Raw genomic sequence first — 18,617 nt, forward strand, 5'->3', positions numbered from 1 at the left:
CCTCACTCGGAGTGCGTCCGGTCCTGCCGTACGAGTTCGGTTTCGGCGTCGCGGATGGCGAGGGCGGCGTTGATGAGGCCGATGTGGCTGAAGGCCTGCGGGAAGTTGCCGAGAGCCTCGCCGCTGTCGGTGTCGACTTCTTCGGGGAGGAGACCCACATCGTTGGCGTGGGCGAGGGCGTTCTCGAAGACCTGGCGGGCGCGGGCGCTCTGGCCGGTGAGGGCGAGGGCCTGGGCGAGCCAGAAGGTGCACAGGAGGAAGGTGCCCTCGTCGTGGTCGATGTCGTCCTTGAGGTACCGGCGGACCAGGCCCCGGGAGTCCGTCAGGTTCCGGGCGATCGCCTCGACGGTGGAGCGCACGCGGGGGTCGTCGCCGGGAAGGAAGCCGGTGAGGGGCAGCATCAGTGCGGAGGCGTCGAGCCGGCGGCTGCCGAACGCCTGCGTGAACGCACCCACCTGCGCGTTGTAGCCCTGGTCCTCGATGGTGTCGCGGATCTGTTGGCGGACGTGCTGCCAGTGGGTGACGCGGTCTTGGGCGTCGAGGGCGGGGGCGAGGTCGATGGCGCGGTCCAGGGCGACCCAGCACATGAGTTTGGAGTGCAGGAAGTGGCGGGCGGGGCCGCGTCCCTCCCAGATGCCCTGGTCGGGGTCGGCCCAGCGCCGGGCAGCGGCCTCGGCACACTGGCGCAGGAAGGTACGGACCGGCGGGTCCAGGAGTTCGTCGTGGGGCAGGGTCTGGTGAGCGGCGTCGAGGAGTTCTCCGTAGACGTCGAGCTGCCGTTGGCGCCAGGCGTCGTTGCCGACGCGCACCGGGCCGCTGCCCCGCCATCCCGACAGGTGCGGCAGCGTGCGTTCGCTCAGATCGCGTTCCCCGCCGATGCCGTACATGACCTGGAGATCGACGCCGCGCTCCAGCTGCGTGGCCGCGGCCTGGGCGAGGAAGGCGAAGAAGTCGGCCTTCTCCCGCTTGCAGGCGGCGGTGGCCAGGGCCTGGAGGGTGAGGCTGGCGTCGCGGACCCAGGTGTAGCGGTAGTCCCAGTTACGGGTCCCGCCGATGCTCTCCGGGAGCGAGGTGGTCGCGGCGGCGACGATGGCCCCGGTCGGGGTGTAGGTCAGGGCGCGCAGCACCCGCCCGCTGTGGCGGACCTGCTCTTCCCAGGGACCCGTGTAGGCGGCATGGAGCGTGGACCAGGACCGCCAGCCCGTTTCGGTGTCGGCCAGCCGGCGGCGGATGCGGCGCCGGGACCACGGCTTGCGATCGGGACCCCAGGCCGGCTCGGCGCTGAGCGCGAAGTCGAGGCGGTCCCCGGCGGTGAGGGTGGCCTCGGCGAGGGCTGTCGACCCCTCCAGGCGGAGGGTGAGGTCGGTGGCGAGCATCAGGACCTGGGCGCCTCCGCGGGCCAGCAGGCCCCCGCGGACGGGCCTCATGACGGGCTGGATCAGCCCGAACTCCGGGCGCGGGGCATACTCCACGGTGATGTCGACCGTGCCGCTCGTACAGGTGACCTGGCGCAACAGGGTCCCCGGCGAGGATGTCCCCATGGCGTGTCCGCGTTCGCGCCTGCCGAGGGCCAGCGCGTCGAGGAGTACCGCCGTGCCGGTGGGTGTGCGGAAGGTGGTCTCCATGACCAGGGTGTGGGGCAGATAGCGACGGCTTACCTCGGCCGGAGTGCTGCCGGGGTGGATCGACCAGTGGCCCGCGTCCTGGTCGAGGAGCCGGGCGAAGACCGCGGGGCCGTCGAACCGCGGGAAGCACAGCCAGTCCACCGACCCGCCCGAACTCACCAGCGCAGCCGACCGGCAGTCCGAAAGCATCGCGTAGTCGCCGATGGGCCGCTCGCTCACGTTGACGCTCCCGTTCCGACGGCCCCCGGCACCCGGGCCGATTCCGACCGACGCCATCCGCAGGACGGGCGGTGTCCTTGCACGAAACGGCACTCCCCGCTCCGAGGCCGGCGACGTGACGGCAAGCCCCGGAGCAGGCAGTGGTGAGCCGCAGCCACCCATCCCGGGGCAACCAGAGCCCCACCAGGAAACACCCCGCGAACGGATTGGAAGCGACACCCCACCGGGGACGCACCTGCCGTCACCCGAACGCCTGCGGTCCCCGCCCCTGCTCGCTCGTCTGATGCGCCCGGAAGGCGGCCTTCGGCAAGCCGACCTAACGTCGACCGGGACCGCGTCGCCCGCTGCACAGTCACGAAACCGCCCGTCCGAGCACCTCCGGCGGACAGCCCACGAAGGACAGGAACAGGTGTGAACACCGCCGCTTCGATGCGGACCAGCGGCCCTGAGCCCTGGCAGCGGGGCCCGTACGCCGATGCGCTCTGCGCCGCGGAGGGCGGACTCACGCTGCGCGATGCCGAGGGCTGGTGCCTGCCCCTGGACGTCCACCGCTGGTGCGCGAAGGCGGACGCCGCGGACCGGGGCGTCGTGGACCGCTGCGCGGGCCGGGTTCTGGACATCGGATGCGGGGCCGGGCGCCTCGTCGAGGAACTCTCCCACCGGGGGCACAGTGTCCTGGGAATCGACGTGTGCCCGACCGCCGTCATCTCCACCGTCTGCCGGGGTGGCAGGGCGATCAGCCGGTCGGTGTTCGAGCCGCTCCCCGAGGAGGGCCACTGGGACACGGCGCTCCTGGTCGACGGGAACATCGGCATCGGCGGGGATCCCCGGCATCTGCTGGAGCGCGTCCGCGGCCTGGTCCGCTTCCGGGGGCTCCTGATCGCGGAGACCGCTCCCGCCGACGTCGACGAGCGGCGCCGGGTCCGGATCCACGCCGGACAGACGGCCAAGGGCCCCTTCTTCGCCTGGGCGACGGTCGGCTCCCGAGCCCTGGTCCAGCACGCCAGGAAATCGGGCTGGACACCCGTCGAGCAGTGGACCGACACGTCACCGGCCGGCGAGCGTCACTTCGTGGCACTGCGGGCCCGCTCCTGAGCCCGTGCCTCCTTGCGCAGGGTCTGCAGGCGCATCCAGGTGCGCACCAGCCAGACGATCGCCGAGGCGACGAACAAGCCGGCGGTGATGAGGAGCCAGCGTGCGAGGAACCCGTCGGCCGATAGGGCGGTGGAGGCGGTGTAGTGACCGCCCTGCCGCAGGATGAGCGGCCACCAGACGAGGAACAGGACGCCCGAGACGAAGGCCGGGACGCGCAGGTAGTTCACGCTCGGGCGCGGCACGCTCCCGGGCGCGGCGGTCCGGCCGCGGAAGAGGAACTGCGCGGCGCGGTCGGTGAGCGAGTAGGCGGGGAGCAGGACCAGATCGTGGAGCAGGGCCGCGCCGACGAACCAGATCGCCACGCCCATGGTGTCGCCCTTGAGGAGGCGGATGCCGGCGTAGAGGGCGAGGGCGAAGCAGGCCAGGGTGAGCAGGAGGTGCAGCGGGGAGGCGCCGTAGCGGGCGCGGAACGTACTCCGGTTCATGCGGGCTCTCCGAAGGTGAGGCGGGTGACCCATTTGGTGTTGTGGACGCCCGGGGCCCCCGGGATGATCACGCGGGCCGGGTAGCCGTGGTCCGGGGACAGGTCGGCACCGTTCACGCGCACGGCGAGGAGCGATCGGTCATCGCGCGCCTGGTTCGGGGCGAGGACCACGGAGGAGAACGACCCGCCGCGCTGCGCGGACTCGACCAGCACCTGAGGCGTGTCCGTGCCGAGTCCGACGAGGGCGGCGAGGTCGGTGAGGCGGACGCCGGACCACTGCTGGTCGGGGGTGGACCAGCCCTCCACGCAGGCGATCGGCAGCGCCGCTTCCCGCTGCTCCATCGCCAGCAGCATCTCCCGGGTCAGTACCTCCTGGCGGCCGGCGCCGCGCACGGTCAGCCGCCAGGCGGAGCCGATGTCGCTGGGCCGGATCCCGCTGGAGGCCGCGGTCTTGTTGATCTGGAAGCCGTTAGGGCCCGAACCGGGGTCCCGGCCGTGCGGGGCCAGCAGGGCGGTCTTGCGCCACCAGCCCCCGATGCTCTGGCCCGCCGTCACCACCAGAAGGGCCAGCGATCCGGCCCCCACCATCGCGACCGCACCCCGCCGCGAGATCGTCGCTGGCGCCGGACGGGGCGACACCAGCCCCGCGGCTTCTTCGGAGTCCGGTGCGGGCTGCCATCCCCGCCCGGCCCGCACCGCGCGGACAGCGCGCGGAAGCCGGAAGGCGACGTGGACGACGAAGGCTGCCATGAACACCCAGGCACCGTAGAAGTGCAAGACGTAGAAGGAGCCGGGGAAGACGTAGTCCAGCTGGATGTTCAAGATCCCGGTGACGAACGTGAAGCCCGCCCCGCCGACGAGGAGCAGCAGCGAGAGCCGCTCCAGGGCGTGGGCGGCCGAGCGGAGTGGCGGCCACTCGAACAGCTTCGGGATCACCGACCACAGCTTGGCCAAGAGGACCGGGACGAGGACCACGCCGAGGACGGTGTGCACGCCCTGGGTCAGCCGGTACAGCCAGTACGGCGAGGTGGGCCAGGTGAACAGGTAGAACCCGAGCCAGCCTTTGTCGGGGGTCTGGTCGTTGCGTGCGGCGAGGTCCGGGTTGTAGGCGGCGTAGGACAGCAGGCCGGTCACGAACAGCACGATGACCCCGACCAGCAGGATGAGGCCGAACACCCCGGTCAGCCACGGTCCCCGCAGCGGGCTGCGCCAGAACCCGGGGCGCGCCGGGCCCGGGGGCGGACCCGCCGCCCGCGCCCGGCCGACCGCGTCCCGCACCCGCTCGGTGACCCGTGCACGCGGGAGCTTCACAGCGGTAGACGGCCGCTCAGGCGCGTCGTCCGGCTGGTCACTGTCGCTGCTTGTATCCATCCGGCACATCTCCACATGTATCCGGCTCATCGGGCATGAGCGTCCGGAAGAACATCCCTCGCCCACACCCTCACCGGACTCATGACACGCAGATCGCATCCTTACGGCTCGTTCCCGCCCGCGGGAGTCACGCCCCGGCAGACGCCGAGCGGTGGAATGGAGGGTCCCGCTCGACGAAGGCGAGCTGCCGCCGGAGGGCGTCAGCGCGAGGTAGCGCGATGGGGCATACGAGTGAAGCGTTCGGCCAGATACGGGGACGAGTCCACCCCTTCGAGCGAACAGGCCGGTGGAGGCCAAGCCGCCCTGTCGTACCTCAACGAAGAGGGGGCACAGGCCTGATCTCGGGCCCACCGGCGCGTACGCGTCACTGGACCATCAAGGAGAGCCACCCATGTCCCGTGTTCTTAGAAGTCATCTCATTTGGCCAGTCGGCGGTAGCAGATGAGGGTGCAGGCGAGGCTGGTGAAGGCGAGGAAGTGCTCGGCCTTGCGTTCGTAGCGGCGGTGTAGTCGTCGGCAGCCGGCGAGCCAGGACATGGTCCTTTCGACGACCCATCTGTGGCGGCCGAGCCGTTGTGAGGACTCGATGCCTCTGCGGGCGATACGGTGTTTGATGCCGCGTCCGCGTAACCATCGTCGCAGGTGGGCGTAGTCGTAGCCCTTGTCCGCGTGGAGCTTGCCGGGCTTGCGTCGCCGCCGTCCGCGGCGGGAACGGATGGGCGGTATGCCGCGGACTAGGGGCTCGAGAGCCTGGCTGTCGTGCAGGTTGGCGCCCGAGATTGCGACGGACAGGGGCAGACCGGTCCGCTCGGTGATCAAGTGGATCTTCGAGCCGAACTTGCCGCGATCGACAGGATTCGGACCTGTCAGATCCCCCTTTTCAAGGCCCTCATGTTCACCGAGTCGATCGCGCAGCGGGACCAGTCGAGCTCGCCGCGGGCGCCGAGTTCGTCGAGGACCAGGCGGTGGAGCTTGGCCCACACCCGGGCCTTGCTCCACTCAGAGAACCTTCGGTGGGCTGTCGCCCCCGAAGGGCCGAACGATGCCGCGGGCAGCTGCTGCCAGGTGCAACCCGACGTCGCGACGAACACGATCGCGGCCAGTACTTCACGGTCGCCGTGCCGGCGCCGTCCACCGCCTTGGGGCCGCGACGGCGCCTCCGGCACCACCCGTTGGAACAGAACCCACAACTCATCCGGCACCAACCGTTCAACGATCCCCACCATGGCTGACAGCCTACCCACGAGGGCCAAATGAGATGACGTCTTAAGAGTGTCGGCCTCGCGCTCGCAGTAGGCATCGCCGTTGTCGGTGGCGCGTCCGCCGCATCCGCCGATGCCGGAGCCTCCGGCGCGGCCATCGGCTCCCCGGGCGTCCTGTCGGGAAACCTGATCCAGGTTCCGATCCACATCCCGATCAACGCATGCGGCAACAGCGTCAGCGTGATCGGCCTGCTCAACCCCGCCTTCGGCAACACCTGCATCAACAGCTGAAGGACCTGAGGTGCCCTTCGCCCCGGCCTGGGTCATGGCCGGGGCGAAGCAGCCGCCTGGATCGCGACACGTCACCAGATCACGAATCACTCCACCTTTAGACCAGTAGCAGCCGCATTTTCTTGGCCGGTATGCAGGTCCGAAATTCTCACACCCAACAGAAGAATCGTTACTTCATAGGAATTCGGATGGGCTGCTCGGGCATCTTGTCAGCACCAGGGGCCGTCTGGTTCTCTTTCCACTGCGATGCGCTCGCGGAGGCGTCGTCGTCCGCGGGCAAGGAACCTTGTCGACGAGGTTGCTCCAGGCCGGCGGGTGCCCCGAATGCGTGGTTCTGGCGGGGGCAGGCGGCCGTCCGGCGCCTGTCCGGCATGCTCATGATGCGAAGGGGATCTTCGTGGCAGGCGTACCCGAACTGGGTTCGGTGGTGGGCGACTTCGCCCTCCCGGGTGGCGAGCTCATAGGCTCATCGTTCGAGCGGCGCGACTTCGAACTGTGCAGGCAGCGCGGCAAGCCCCTGGTCCTGGCCTTCTACCCGGGGGATGACACGCCGGTCTGTACCCGCCAGCTGTGCTCGTACTCCGGAGGGCTGGAGTCGTTCGCCGCCGTCGGTGCGCAGGTGTGGGGCATCAGCCCTCAGGGCGTCGACAGCCATGAGGCGTTCGCACGGCGCCACGGCCTGCGCATGCCGCTGCTGGCGGACGAACAGCGAGTCGTGAGCCGTTCGTTCGGCATCACGGCTCCCGGGATCGGGTTGCGGCGGGCCGTCTTCTTGATCGCTCCGGACGGCACCTTGTACTGGAAGCACGTCTCCGTGCTGGGGGTCACATTCCAGAGCGTGGCGGTCCTGTCCCGCGAGCTGGCTGCCTTCGCCTGACCTGGTTCACGTCCAGCCGCACCCGCCCCGGCCCGCGCCCTTGCGGCGGGGGCCGGGGTCGCGGTCACTTGGCGAGGAAGTCGGTCAGGTGCCGGTTGAATTCCTGGGCGTGGGTGAGGTTCAGTCCGTGCGGGGCTCCCTCGATCAGGGCGAGCGTGCTGCCCGGCAGGGCTTCGTGGGACCGCTTGCCGCTGACCTCGAAGGGCACGATGGCGTCCTGGGTGCCGTGGATGATCAGGGTGGGTACGTCGATCCGGGCGAGGTCGTCACGGAAGTCGGTGCGGGCGAAGGCGTTGATGCAGTCCAGCGTCCCCTTGGGTGAGGCCGCCTCCGCCAGGTGCACGTGATAGCGGTGCTGGGGCGCGCTGACGAGGCCGGTGTTCTCGCCGGCCTGGAAGAAGCCGGTGACGAAGCCCTCCAGGAAGGCGGGCCGGTCGCCGCGGACGCCGTCCTCGAACTGGGTGATCGCGGCGTCGTCGAGTCCGCCGTCCGGGTTGTCGGCGCTCTTGTGGAGGTAGGGAGGCACCGCTGCGGCGAGGACAGCCTGGCGGACGCGGCTGCTGCCGTAGTTGTGGAGGTAGCGGACCACCTCCCCGCCGCCCATGGAGAACCCGACCAGCGTGGCGTCACGGATGTCGAGATGCGTCAGGAGGGCGTCCAGGTCAGCGGCCAGGGTGTCGTAGTCGTAGCCCTCCCAGGGCTGGGTGGACGAGCCGAACCCGCGCCGGTCGTAGGTGATCACTCGGTGGCCCGCCTCGACCAGTGGACCGACCTGCGGCTCCCAGGAGCGGCCGCTCAGCGGCCAGCCGTGGACGAGAACGACTGGGCGACCTTGGCCGTAGTCCTCGAAGTGGAGCTCGACACTGCGGCCCTTGTCTGCACTTACATTGATGCGCGGCATGCTGGATTGACGCCCTTCGTGTGGTGGTGCAACGCCTGTACCCGGACCATGCCCCGGCATCGCAAGATTTCACTCATCGCAGAACAGCCAGGGCATTCTCATCCTCATCATTCCATCGATACTTGTCGTCCTGCATTCACCGCCAAAGGCCATAAATCCTTGTTGCGAACTGGTTGCAATAACACGATTGACCTCGATCGGCCTAACCCATCGACTGCGTGTCGTAGCGAATGTGGAACCCCCTGGCGTTTCTGTGAAGAGGCTGTGGCCAGCGGATTTGCGAATTCGCGCCGGAGTCCCCTCTCGGCTTCGAAGGGAAAGTGGTCACGGGGTGCGGGTGCCGCGTGCTTTCCTTCGCTCGGCGCGATCTGAGCGCACGGCAGTAGGCCCGGTCGGCGGGCCGGGCTGCTGCTGATGCCGCCCGGGCCTCGCTGTCCGACCGAGTGGTCATCCCACCTGAATGCCCCTGTCCGGCTGCGCCGGTGTGCGCGGCGCGACGGGGTTCGCAGTCGAGAGGAACACCAGTGAAGTCCATCTCCGCACGGCCCCGTTCGCGGCGTGTGCTCGACCAGTCCCTGCTCGTCCTGGGCGCCGGCGCGCTCGCGACCAGCCTCGGTGTCCTGACGCTGGCGCCGGGAGTCAGTTCCGCCTCCAGTCACCGTGAGGCGCCGCTGATCGCGGGCGACCCGCGTGCGGACAACACCGACGTGTACGCGTACACGAGCCTGGACCGCCCCGACTCGGTGACGCTGCTGGCGAACTGGATCCCGTTCGAGGAGCCCAACGGCGGCCCGAACTTCTACGCGTTCGGCGATGACCTCCGCTACAACATCAAGATCGACAACACGGGTGACGGTGTCTCCGACATCACCTACACCTGGCGCTTCCACAGCAGCTACCGGGATGACGCCAACCAGTTCCTCTACAACACCGGTCCGGTCACCTCGCTGACCGACCCGGACCTCAACTTCCGCCAGGTCTACGACCTGGTCGTCTCGAAGGGGAACGAGAGCAAGGTCCTGCTCTCGAACGTCCCCGCAGCGCCCTCGCGCGTCGGCCCGGCGTCGATGCCGAACTACGCCGCCCTGCGCAACCAGGCCATCCGCAACCTGCCCGGCGGCGGCAAGACGTTCGCCGGTCAGGCCGAGGACCCGTTCTTCGCCGACCTGCGTGTCTTCGACCTCCTCTACGGCGGGAACCTGTCCGAGCGCGGCCAGGACACCCTCGCCGGCTACAACGTCAACTCCGTCGCCCTGCAGATCCCCAAGAAGGACCTGGCGCTGAAGGGCAACCCCGGCCGCAACCCGGTCATCGGCGTCTGGTCCACGACCGACCGCCAGGGCGTCCAGGTCTCCGACTCCCGCGACAAGCAGCACGGCGACAAGTGGAAGCAGGTCTCCCGCCTGGGCAACCCGCTGGTCAACGAGGTAGTCGTCCCGCTGAAGTACAAGGACGCCTTCAACACCCTCAACCCGGACCAGGACCGCACCGTCCAGCCGGTGGTGGACAAGGTCCTCGACCCGATCCTGCCCAAGCTGATCCAGCAGGTGTACGGCATCCCCGCCCCGCCGGCCCCCCGGCGGGACCTGTTCGAGATCTACCTGACGGGCATCTGCAAGGCGTGCGGTCCCATCCAGGCCGACCTCAACGCCCACCGCCTGAACAAGGACGCGCGGCTGAAGCAGATCGTCCCGGCGGAGGAGCTGCGCCTGAACATGGGCGTGCGCCCCAACCCCAACCCGAACCGGTACGGCGTCCTCGCCGGTGACCTGGCCGGCTTCCCCAACGGCCGCCGCCTGACCGACGACGTCATCGACATCTCCCTCCAGGCCGTCGAAGGCGCCGCCCAGACCGGCCAGCTCGTCCCGGCGCTCGCCGACGGCGACCAGGTCGACGCCAACGAAGTCCCCTTCGGCACCTCGTTCCCGTACCTGGCGCTGCCGCACACCAAGTCCGTCAACAGCGGCCCGAATGCGCCCGAGCGGTCCGGGAACGTGAGGACCGGATCCGTCGGCGCACTGGGCGCCGTACTCCTGGGAATCGGCGGCTACCGCCTGCGCCGCAACCGCAAGACCAGCTGACCCCACCACTCCGGGCGGGGCCGAGGTCGGTCCCCGGTTCCCCGCCCGGAACCCCGTTCACCGAAGTTTCCCCGGGGAGGATCCCGTGCACCGGCCCGACGACAAACCCGCCCCCGCGATCCGGCAGCGCAGACACCTGCGCACTACCGCGATCACCGTCGCCCTGGGCGTGGTCATGTTCACCGTCGGCGCCGTCGGCCTCTCCCCATCCGGCTCCAGCACACCAGACGCCCCCTCTTCCGCAGCCTCCGCCGCGGGTCCGGCGCGCGGCATCGAGGCACTGCGCGAGCGCGTGAAGCGCCTGCCGAAAGATCCGGGTAGCTGGGCGGACCTCGGCATGGCCCTCGTGCAGCAGGCCCGCACCACCGCCGACCAAGCCACCTACGCGCAGGCAGAGGAGGCTCTGCGCCGCTCCCTCGCCCTGGAACCGGCCGAGAACCTGCACGCCGAGATCGGCATGGGCGCCCTGGCCGCCGCCCGCCACCAGTTCCGCGACGCCCTCACCTGGGCCCGCAAGGCGGTCGCCACAAGCCCCGCCACCCCGGCCTCCTACGGAGTCCTGGCCGACGCCCACACCCAGCTCGGCCAGTACAAGGAGGCAGAGGAAGCCGTCCAGAAGATGGCCGACCTCCGCCCCGACAGCAGCTCCCTGGCCCGCGCCTCCTACACCTTCGAACTCCGCGGCGACACCGCCCAGGCCAAAACCCTGATGGAGCGCGCACTACGTGCGGCGGGCACGCCCGGCGAGCGAGCCTTCGCCCACACCCACCTGTCCTCCCTCGCCCTGGACAGCGGCGATCCGGCGACCGCTGTGCGCCAGGCCGAGGCCGGGCTGGCCATCGCGCCACGCGACGCAGGTCTGATGGAGGTCCGGGCCAAGGCACGCGCAGCCACGGGAGACCGCGAGCGGGCAGTCGCCGACTACACCGCGGCCATCGCGACGGCCCCGCTCCCGCAGTACCTCCTCGGACTCGGTGAACTCCAGCAGGCGCTCGGCCGCCCGGAACGGGCCGAGGCCCAGTACGCCGTCCTGCGTGCCCAGGAAACGCTCCGCCGGGCCACCGGTGCGCCCGCCGACGTCGACGCGATCTACTTCGAAGCGGATCACGGCGACCCCCGCCAGGCGGTGACCATGGCGGAAGCAGCGGTACGGGATCGGCCGTTCATCGCCGTCCACGACGCCTACGCCTGGGCCCTGCACCGCGCCGGACGCGACGAAGAGGCCCTCGACCAGGCCGACGAAGCCCTCGCCCTGGGTACGCGCAGCGCGCTCTTCCGCTACCACCGCGGCGCCATCCACCAGGCGCTCGGCGATGTCACGGCCGCCCGGCGCGATCTTCAGCAGGCGCTGGCCCTCGATCCCTCCTTCCACCCGCTGCACGCCCCCGCGGCGCGCGAAGCACTCCGGCGAATCGACGACACCCCATGAACCCCCGCACCCGCCGGCGCCTGGCCGCCGTACCGCTCGCAGCCGCCCTGCTCACCCCCCTGGGCCTCCTCGCCTCGGCCGCGCCCGCTGCCGCGCATCCGCTGGGCAACTTCACCGTCAACTATGCGACCAGCCTGACCCTGCGCCCTCGCGCGGTCGAGGCCGAGGTCGTGGTCGACCGCGCCGAGATCGCCGCAGCACAAGAGCGCCCGCTCATCGACCAGGACCACAACGGATCCCTCAGCTCCGACGAGCAGGGCATCTACGCGGACGAGGCGTGCGCCACCCTCGCCGGACACCTGGCCGCGGGCGTAGGGAACGTGAACCTCCAGTGGGAGCGGGGAGCAGGCAAGCTGGCTTTCCACACCGGCGAGGCCGGGCTCAAGACCAGCCGACTCACCTGCCACCTCACGGCCGCCGCGGACCTCACCTCGCCGTCCAATGTCCACGTTGCCACGCATTACGACAGCCGGCGGGTCGGCTGGCACGAGATCACCGCCCGCGGCGAAGGTCTCACCCTTACCAGCTCCACCGTTCCCGCGGTCTCCACGACCAACCAGCTGCGCCAGTACCCGCAGGACCCTCTCGCTGACCCGTTCGACCAGCGCACCGCTGAACTGCGGACCGTTCCCGGGCAGGGGATCGCGGCCCGGATCGTGCCGCCCGGCCTGCCCGGCTCAGGCCCGGTCACCGCCGCGCTGAACAAGGTCTCCGCTCTCTTCGACACCCTCGTCGGCAGCCGCGAACTGACCGTCCCTGTCGGCCTCCTCGCCCTGCTTCTCGCCGTCGTCCTCGGTGCCTCCCACGCGGCGATGCCCGGCCACGGCAAGACGATCATGGCGGCCTACCTGGCCGGACGGCGCGGCACCCCGCGTGATGCCGTCACTGTCGGAGCAACCGTCACCCTCACCCACACCGCGGGCGTCCTCGCTCTCGGTCTGGCGCTCCCGCTGGCCACCCACCTTGCCGGGGAAACCGTCCTCGGCTGGCTCGGCCTGGCCAGCGGCCTCCTCGTCACCGCCATCGGCTTGCGGCTGCTGCACTCCGCCCTGCGCGGCCGCCCTCTCCAGCACGGCCACAGCCACAGCCATGGGGGACATCACCACCACGGCGATCACAGCCACGCGCACCACGGTGACCACGGTGACCACGGCCATGGGCCTCACCACGGCGGCGACCACGGGCACGGACACAGCCACGAGCCGCCGACCGGCCTACCGTCCTCACGCCGCGCGCCGGACAGCGCGGCGGCCGACGGCGCCACCGTCGTCCTGACCAAAACCGCGACCGCGCTCCCGGACAACGATCACCACCACGGCGAAGCCGACCATCAACACACCCACGAAACCGACCACCACCACACTCACGCTCCGGCACGCCGAAGGCGCTGGTCGCTCATCGGCGTCGGCATCGCCGGCGGCCTCGTCCCCAGTCCCTCGGCACTGGTCGTCCTTCTCGGCGCCGTCGCCCTCGGCCGGACCGCCTTCGGCGTGCTCCTCGTCATCGGCTACGGCCTCGGGATGGCCACCACCCTCACCCTCGCCGGTCTCCTCCTCGTACGACTGCGCGACCGGATCGGTGCCCGCACCGCGGAGAGGTCCTCCACGCGTCTGAAGGCGCTTGGGCGTATCGGGCCCGCCGTCACCTCGGCCCTCGTTCTCCTCGTCGGACTAGGCCTCACCGCCCGCGCCATCACCGGCTTGTGAGCAATGCGGATACCAGCAGCTCAGAGGACCTGGCCGTCCGTGCAGAGTCTGGGTCGGTCTGCCACGGCAGCTCCGACGGCGCAGCACGATGCCGGGAGTCCCTCTGCTTGGTCGCCCTGGTTCGAGGGCCGGTGGGGCGCCCGGAGAACCGCCCTGTGCCGATATCTGGTGAATCCATACCAATCCGGCGGGTTCGATCCTTCGAATCACCAGGTGGAGGCGTGAGCGCAAGCTGCTCGCGGCGCCGGGTCTCACATGGCCCTGGGGCGCAGAGGCGAGGGGGCGCGAAAGGAAGTGCTGCTATGACCGCACGAACGATCGGACGCGGCTTTGCCGCCGTTGTCCTGGCTGCCGGTTTCGGTGTGGCGGGCGTGGGCGTGGCGGGGGCTGCTCCCCAGTCCCACCACCATGATCACGGGGTGTCGGGAACGGTGACCTCCCGGATCGAGCTCAATGTCCGCCAGCACCCGTGGACGCATTCCCACGTGGTGTGGAGCCTGTCCCCGGGCAGCCACGTCAAGCTGGCCTGCCAGCAGGACGGCTGGTACCACCTGGCCGACAAGTCCGGCTGGGTCGAGTCCCGCTACGTTCACGCCCACGAGTGGGTGCGGTACTGCTGACCGAGGCGGCGGGCGGCCGGGAGGTCTCCAGCTGTCGTGGCTCGACCCGGCCAGTCCCGCTCCACGGCAGGGGCCGCACCGGTGGTGCGGCCCCTGCCGTGCGTGTCAGTGCTGGTCGAGCGGGAGGGCGATGTCGGTGACCTGGCGGTTCTTCGGGAAGGAGCCGAGGTCGCGAGCTGCGCCGGTCAACAGGTTGATCCCGTAGAGGCGCTGGGTGCCCGTGGTGCTGAGGGCCGCGTAACCGCTGTTGGTGGACGACTTGGGGCTGTAGTAGATGTCGAAGCCCGCGTCGGGGCCCGCGTTGACGCCGAGGTTCCCGGTGGGGGCGAGGGTGCCGGCGTTGGCCGGGGACTGGATCGAGGTCCGGTCGGCCGTGGTGTCGATGTCGAACAGGGTCGTCGCGGTCGCCGCGTTCAGGTCGTTGTTCGTGTAGGCGGCACCGGTGACACCGAGGGCCGTGGAGGGCGGCGTGGTGGGGTTGGTGAGCATGCCGTCAACGGTGGTGGTGAGCGGGGGGCCTCGCCCGACGACCGACGCCACAGGAAACCGCGCTCGCGGCCGAGGGCGCCAGAGCACAGGGGCCGGCCGAGCCCCCGCCCGGTGCGCCGCGTACGCGTAGCCAGCCCCTGCTGCCCGCGTCCAGGTCAGGCGGGAAGGGAGAGGAGGACCAGGGGGCTGGTGGTGGGCTGGGCGGAGCCGCCTGCAGGTTCGAGGGTGAGGCCGACGGCCAGGGCCTGGCCGGGATCTCCCTGCATGAGGACGGAGCCGTCGCCGGGGATGAGACCGGCGGGGCGCATGGTGCCGTGGTCGTCGAACCACAGCTGGTAGGTCCGTCCCGCGGGAGCCGGGGAGAGCCCTGAGGCGAGGAACACGGCCTGGTTCAGGCGGGCAGAGGTCACGACAGAAGCGGAAGCCCCCGTGCTGGTGCGCCCACGGGTCGTCCGGGCGTCGGGGGAAGCCATCACAGCGGTCATGTCCTGGACCTGCTGGCCGGCGCGCTGGGCCTGCGTGCGGGCCTGTTCCGTCTGCTGGTGCTGCCAGAGGGCGACACCGCCGAACCCGGCGGCGGCGACGATGCTGGCCGCGACCACGAACGCCCCGGCCCTGCGGGTGAGACGTGTGGTGAGGCGGACGGACGGGAGGAGTAGGGGGCGCGCCGGCAATTGCCGGACGCCGTCGATTCGGTTCAGGACGACCTGTCGCATCGCGACGGGTACGGGCAGGCTCACTGCTGCGGCCAGACGTGCCGCCGTGGCAGCGAACTCGCCGACCTCCTGGTGACAGCCTTCGCAGTGTTCAAGGTGCGCGGTGAACGCGCGGAGTTCCTCACCGGTGAGCGCGTCGAGTGCGTACGCACCGGTGAGGGTGTGCAGTTCTGCTTCGTGTTTCATGTGGTCACCCCCATGCAGTCGCGCAGCCGGATCAGTCCGTCGCGCATTCGGGTCTTGATGGTCGGAAGCGGGGACCGCAGTTCTTCTGCGACCTCGCGGTAGGTCAGTCCCCCGTAGTAGGCCAGGGTCACCGCCCGGCGCTGGAGCTCGGTCAGACTGCGCAGACAGCGCCGTACCTGCTCGCTGTCCAGCCGGGTCTCGACCTCCTCGGCGACCTCGTCGAAGGGCCGCATCTGGTCGCGTACGCCCGTGGAGTGTTCACGGTTGGCGGCTGCCTGGGCGGACCGGACGCGGTCCACAGCCCGTCGGTGGGCGATGGTCGCCACCCAGGCCATGACGGTGCCCTGTTCGGGGCGGTAGCGGGCGGCCTGACGCCATACGTCGATCATCACCTCCTGTGCCACCTCCTCCGATTGGGCCCGGTCCCGGACGACTTTGACGGCGATCCCGAAGACGGTGGCGGCGACCGCGTCGTAGAGATCGGAGAAGGCGTCCTTGTCGCCCTGGCTCACCCGCCCCATCACCTCTTGCAGCTGCCGGCCGACGGGATCGTGGCCGCGGGATCGCTGGGGCTGGGTCATCGGCGTCCTGCCCCGTGCCGCCAAGTGCCGTGCTGCGGAACGGCCGTGCACGGGCCGCACCCGCCTTCATGCCTCGATGTCATCAACAGCTCTTTCGCCGCGAGAAGAGCCGGCCCCTCAGGGGCCGGCCATGTTCCTCCGCTGTCTTACCGCTTCTTCGGAGCGGGCATATGTGCGGATTGCCCTGAGCAGCTACCCCGCACCTGGTTTGCCATCCCTTCGAGTGATCTTGGCGCCGACCGCCCCGCAGCTCGACGAGCGGTAGTGAGGCAGACAGACCGGTGCGGCAGCTTGGCCGACACCCCTATCCGGTGCGCCCGCCCAGGCGCGGAAAACCAGTTGAACGTAGAAGCGACCAATCCGCCGGACGGACCACAGCGAATGGGCATTGTGAGCACCTTCCGCAAGTCCCTAGCCCGCAGCGCACTGGGCGCCGTGTCCGGTCTGCTGGCCGGGTACACGGCGCTGGCGGTGGCCGAGCTCGCAGCTTCCCTGATCCGGCCGCAGGCCGGGCCGGTGACCGTTGTGGGCGGCGCCGCCATCGACCGGACACCGGCTGCGGTCAAGGACTTCGCGATCCGCACGTTCGGTGAGAACGACAAGGTCGTTCTCCAGCTCGGCATCCTCGCCGTCCTCGGTCTCCTCGGTGTCATCCTCGGCATCGTCTCCCTGCGCTACCGGCGGGCAGGTGCGGCGGGTGTCCTGATCTTCGGTGTGATCGGCGCGGCCGCCGCACTGAGCAGGCCCGACACCCAAGGGGTCGCGGACGCACTGCCCTCTGTGGCCGGTGCGCTCGCGGGCGCCGCCGTCCTCTACCTCCTGGCCGGGAAACTGAACTCCGGCAGCTCACCCGCCGGTGCGGAGACCGCCGGAGGAGGCTGGTCGAGGCGGGGCTTCCTCACCGCGGCCTCCGTCACCGCAGTCGCCGCAACCGGCGCCGGAGCGGTGGGGCGCGCCCTCATCGGCAAGAGCGGCCAGGGCGCCACCGCCTCCAGGGCCGCGATCACCCTGCCCGCACCCGACTCCGCCGCCCCCGCGCTCCCGGCGGGATCGCAGCTCAAGGTGGAGGGGATCAGCGCCTTCACGACTCCGAACAAGGACTTCTACCGCGTGGACACCGCGCTCGTCGTCCCCAAAGTCGACGCGGACACCTGGAGGCTTCGCATCCGCGGCAAGGGCGTCACCCGCCCGCGCACCTACACCTTCCAGGAGCTGCTGGACCGTCCGCTCATCGAGCGCGACATCACCTTGACGTGCGTCTCCAACGAGGTCGGCGGCCCCTACATCGGCCACGCCCGCTGGCTCGGAGTACGCCTGGACGACCTGCTCGAGGAGTGCGGCGTCAAGGCACCCTCCCAGGGCGGCAAAGCAGACCAGCTGGTCGCCCGGTCGGTCGACGGCATGACGCTCGGCTCCCCGGTCGAGGACGTGATGGACGGCCGCGACGCGATCCTGGCCGTCGGGATGAACGGCGAACCCCTGCCCTTCGACCACGGCTTCCCCGTCCGCATGCTCGTCCCCGGTCTCTACGGGTACGTGTCGGCCTGCAAGTGGATCCAGGAGATCGAGCTCACCACCTTCGATTCCTACGACCCGTACTGGGTCAAGCGCAAGTGGGCCCGCAAGGCGCCCATCAAGACCCAAGCCCGCATCGACACCCCCAAACCCTTTGGCCGGCCCACGGGCCAGGTGGTGACGGTGGCCGGCGTCGCCTGGGCCCAGCACCGCGGCATCGACCGCGTCGAAGTCCGGGTCGATGACGGACCCTGGCAGACCGCCGACCTCGCCCCCCAGGCGAACAAGGACACCTGGCGCCAGTGGTCCTTCCCCTGGAAGCCGACACCGGGCGGCCACAACCTCACCGTCCGTGCCACTGACGGCACCGGCCAGGTCCAGACCGAAGAACGCACAAGGACCATCCCCGACGGCGCCAGCGGCTGGCACAGCGTCTTCGTCACCACGTAAAGCCCCGGCCGGTATCGACCAAGGCTTTTCGCCGCGGCCCCAGCCTCGCATCTCACCCTTTGCGTATTTCTGAGAACACAACAGGAGATTTTGATCATGTCGAACACCCTGCGTTTCCGTCGTACCGCTCTCGCCGTCGCCACGGCGGCCGTCCTGCCCTTCGCCCTTGCCGCCTGCTCCGACTCCGGGAGTGACTCGGCCTCCTCCGACAAGAGCAGCGAAGCTCCCGCCGCCTCCCAGCCGGCTACCCCGGATGCTTCGATGGTGATGGACAAGCCGTTCGGCCCGGCCTGTTCGGGCGTCCCCGCCGACGGCGCGGGCTCCTTTGACGGCATGGCCAAGGACCCGGTCGCCACCGCGGCCTCCAACAACCCGGCCCTGTCCACGCTGGTCACCGCCGTCAAGCAGGCCGGCCTGGTCGACACTCTCAACAATGCCAAGGACATCACCGTCTTCGCCCCGACCAACGACGCCTTCGCCAAGATCCCGAAGGCCGACCTGGACAAGGTCCTCGCCGACAAGGCCATGCTCACCAAGATCCTGACCTACCACGTCGTCGGCGAGAAGCTCACCCCGAAGCAGCTGGAGAGTGGCTCCTTCGACACCCTGGAGAAGACCAAGCTCACCACCAGCGGCTCCGGCGAGGCCTACAAGGTCAACGACGCCTCGACCGTCGTCTGCGGCAACGTCAAGACCGCCAACGCCAACGTCTACATCGTCGACACCGTCCTCATGCCGAAGTAACCCACACGCGTGCTGAGCAACCATGTGTGGGCCGGC

Annotated in this window: 16 protein-coding genes and 1 pseudogene; 9 read left to right on the forward strand and 8 right to left on the reverse strand. The window is 70.1% G+C overall.

The window, feature by feature from the left end:
• Nucleotides 1-2: 2 nt before the first annotated feature.
• Nucleotides 3-1,844: a glycoside hydrolase family 15 protein gene (locus tag OG730_RS10855; RefSeq protein WP_327304060.1), complete on the reverse strand. Its 1,842-nt coding sequence runs from the start codon at nt 1,842-1,844 to the stop codon at nt 3-5.
• Between the two features lie 411 nt (nt 1,845-2,255).
• Here OG730_RS10855 and OG730_RS10860 point away from each other — a divergent pair, with 411 nt between their 5' ends.
• The gene (locus tag OG730_RS10860; protein ID WP_327304061.1) at nt 2,256-2,939 is read left to right on the forward strand and encodes a class I SAM-dependent methyltransferase; all 684 of its coding nucleotides are present in this window, start codon (nt 2,256-2,258) and stop codon (nt 2,937-2,939) included.
• Here OG730_RS10860 and OG730_RS10865 read toward each other — a convergent pair.
• The 3 genes from OG730_RS10865 to OG730_RS10875 form a co-directional block, all read right to left on the reverse strand.
• The gene (locus tag OG730_RS10865) at nt 2,909-3,424 is read right to left on the reverse strand and encodes a Sec62 family protein translocation protein (protein ID WP_327304062.1); all 516 of its coding nucleotides are present in this window, start codon (nt 3,422-3,424) and stop codon (nt 2,909-2,911) included. The two genes, OG730_RS10860 and OG730_RS10865, sit on opposite strands and share 31 nt — an antisense overlap.
• Nucleotides 3,421-4,794, reverse strand: coding sequence for a molybdopterin-dependent oxidoreductase (locus OG730_RS10870; RefSeq protein ID WP_327304063.1), 1,374 nt, complete (start codon nt 4,792-4,794; stop codon nt 3,421-3,423). Before OG730_RS10870 ends, OG730_RS10865 begins: the two co-directional genes overlap by 4 nt.
• 416 nt (nt 4,795-5,210) lie before the next feature.
• A protein-coding gene (locus OG730_RS10875; RefSeq protein WP_442815187.1) for an IS5 family transposase occupies nt 5,211-6,019 on the reverse strand; the annotation gives its coding sequence in 2 pieces (ribosomal slippage) (nt 5,211-5,671 and nt 5,671-6,019; 810 coding nt in all).
• 72 nt (nt 6,020-6,091) lie between these two features.
• On the opposite strand from OG730_RS10875, the gene OG730_RS10880 reads away from it, so the two are divergent.
• Both OG730_RS10880 and OG730_RS10885 read left to right on the forward strand, forming a co-directional pair.
• Nucleotides 6,092-6,286, forward strand: coding sequence for a chaplin (locus OG730_RS10880; protein ID WP_327309216.1), 195 nt, complete (start codon nt 6,092-6,094; stop codon nt 6,284-6,286).
• 397 nt (nt 6,287-6,683) lie between these two features.
• A complete protein-coding gene (locus tag OG730_RS10885) occupies nt 6,684-7,163 on the forward strand; it encodes a peroxiredoxin (protein WP_327304064.1) in 480 nt (159 codons plus the stop codon).
• Nucleotides 7,164-7,227: 64 nt separating this feature from the next.
• On the opposite strand, the gene OG730_RS10890 is transcribed toward OG730_RS10885, so the two are convergent.
• Entirely contained in the window at nt 7,228-8,064 is an 837-nt protein-coding gene (locus OG730_RS10890) for an alpha/beta fold hydrolase (RefSeq protein WP_327304065.1), read from the reverse strand.
• 524 nt (nt 8,065-8,588) lie between these two features.
• On the opposite strand from OG730_RS10890, the gene OG730_RS10895 reads away from it, so the two are divergent.
• From OG730_RS10895 to OG730_RS10910, 4 genes are all read left to right on the forward strand, one after another.
• Nucleotides 8,589-10,145 (forward strand): DUF4331 domain-containing protein, encoded by a 1,557-nt coding sequence (locus OG730_RS10895; protein ID WP_327304066.1) that lies wholly within the window; start codon nt 8,589-8,591, stop codon nt 10,143-10,145.
• 85 nt (nt 10,146-10,230) lie between these two features.
• On the forward strand, nt 10,231-11,574 hold the full coding sequence (locus tag OG730_RS10900) for a tetratricopeptide repeat protein (RefSeq protein ID WP_327304067.1): 1,344 nt from the start codon (nt 10,231-10,233) through the stop codon (nt 11,572-11,574).
• Complete coding sequence (locus OG730_RS10905) at nt 11,571-13,280, forward strand: urease accessory protein UreH domain-containing protein (protein ID WP_327304068.1); 1,710 nt, start codon at nt 11,571-11,573, stop codon at nt 13,278-13,280. The genes OG730_RS10900 and OG730_RS10905 overlap by 4 nt, the downstream gene beginning before the upstream one ends.
• Before the next feature lie 302 nt (nt 13,281-13,582).
• A complete protein-coding gene (locus OG730_RS10910; RefSeq protein WP_327304069.1) occupies nt 13,583-13,900 on the forward strand; it encodes an SH3 domain-containing protein in 318 nt (105 codons plus the stop codon).
• 105 nt (nt 13,901-14,005) lie between these two features.
• On the opposite strand, the pseudogene OG730_RS10915 reads toward OG730_RS10910, so the two are convergent.
• From OG730_RS10915 to sigK, 3 genes and pseudogenes are all read right to left on the reverse strand, one after another.
• Nucleotides 14,006-14,413, reverse strand: a pseudogene (locus OG730_RS10915) (DUF4394 domain-containing protein); the annotation flags it as partial.
• 131 nt (nt 14,414-14,544) lie between these two features.
• On the reverse strand, nt 14,545-15,291 hold the full coding sequence (locus OG730_RS10920; protein WP_327304070.1) for an anti-sigma factor: 747 nt from the start codon (nt 15,289-15,291) through the stop codon (nt 14,545-14,547).
• Nucleotides 15,288-15,872: an ECF RNA polymerase sigma factor SigK gene (gene sigK / locus OG730_RS10925; protein WP_327304071.1), complete on the reverse strand. Its 585-nt coding sequence runs from the start codon at nt 15,870-15,872 to the stop codon at nt 15,288-15,290. Before sigK ends, OG730_RS10920 begins: the two co-directional genes overlap by 4 nt.
• Nucleotides 15,873-16,253: 381 nt before the next feature.
• On the opposite strand from sigK, the gene OG730_RS10930 reads away from it, so the two are divergent.
• Nucleotides 16,254-17,837, forward strand: coding sequence for a molybdopterin-dependent oxidoreductase (locus OG730_RS10930; RefSeq protein ID WP_327304072.1), 1,584 nt, complete (start codon nt 16,254-16,256; stop codon nt 17,835-17,837).
• Between the two features lie 96 nt (nt 17,838-17,933).
• Nucleotides 17,934-18,581 (forward strand): fasciclin domain-containing protein, encoded by a 648-nt coding sequence (locus OG730_RS10935; protein WP_327304073.1) that lies wholly within the window; start codon nt 17,934-17,936, stop codon nt 18,579-18,581.
• Nucleotides 18,582-18,617 lie beyond the last annotated feature (36 nt).

It is taken from the genome of Streptomyces sp. NBC_01298 (genome assembly GCF_035978755.1).
Lineage (GTDB): Bacteria > Actinomycetota > Actinomycetes > Streptomycetales > Streptomycetaceae > Streptomyces.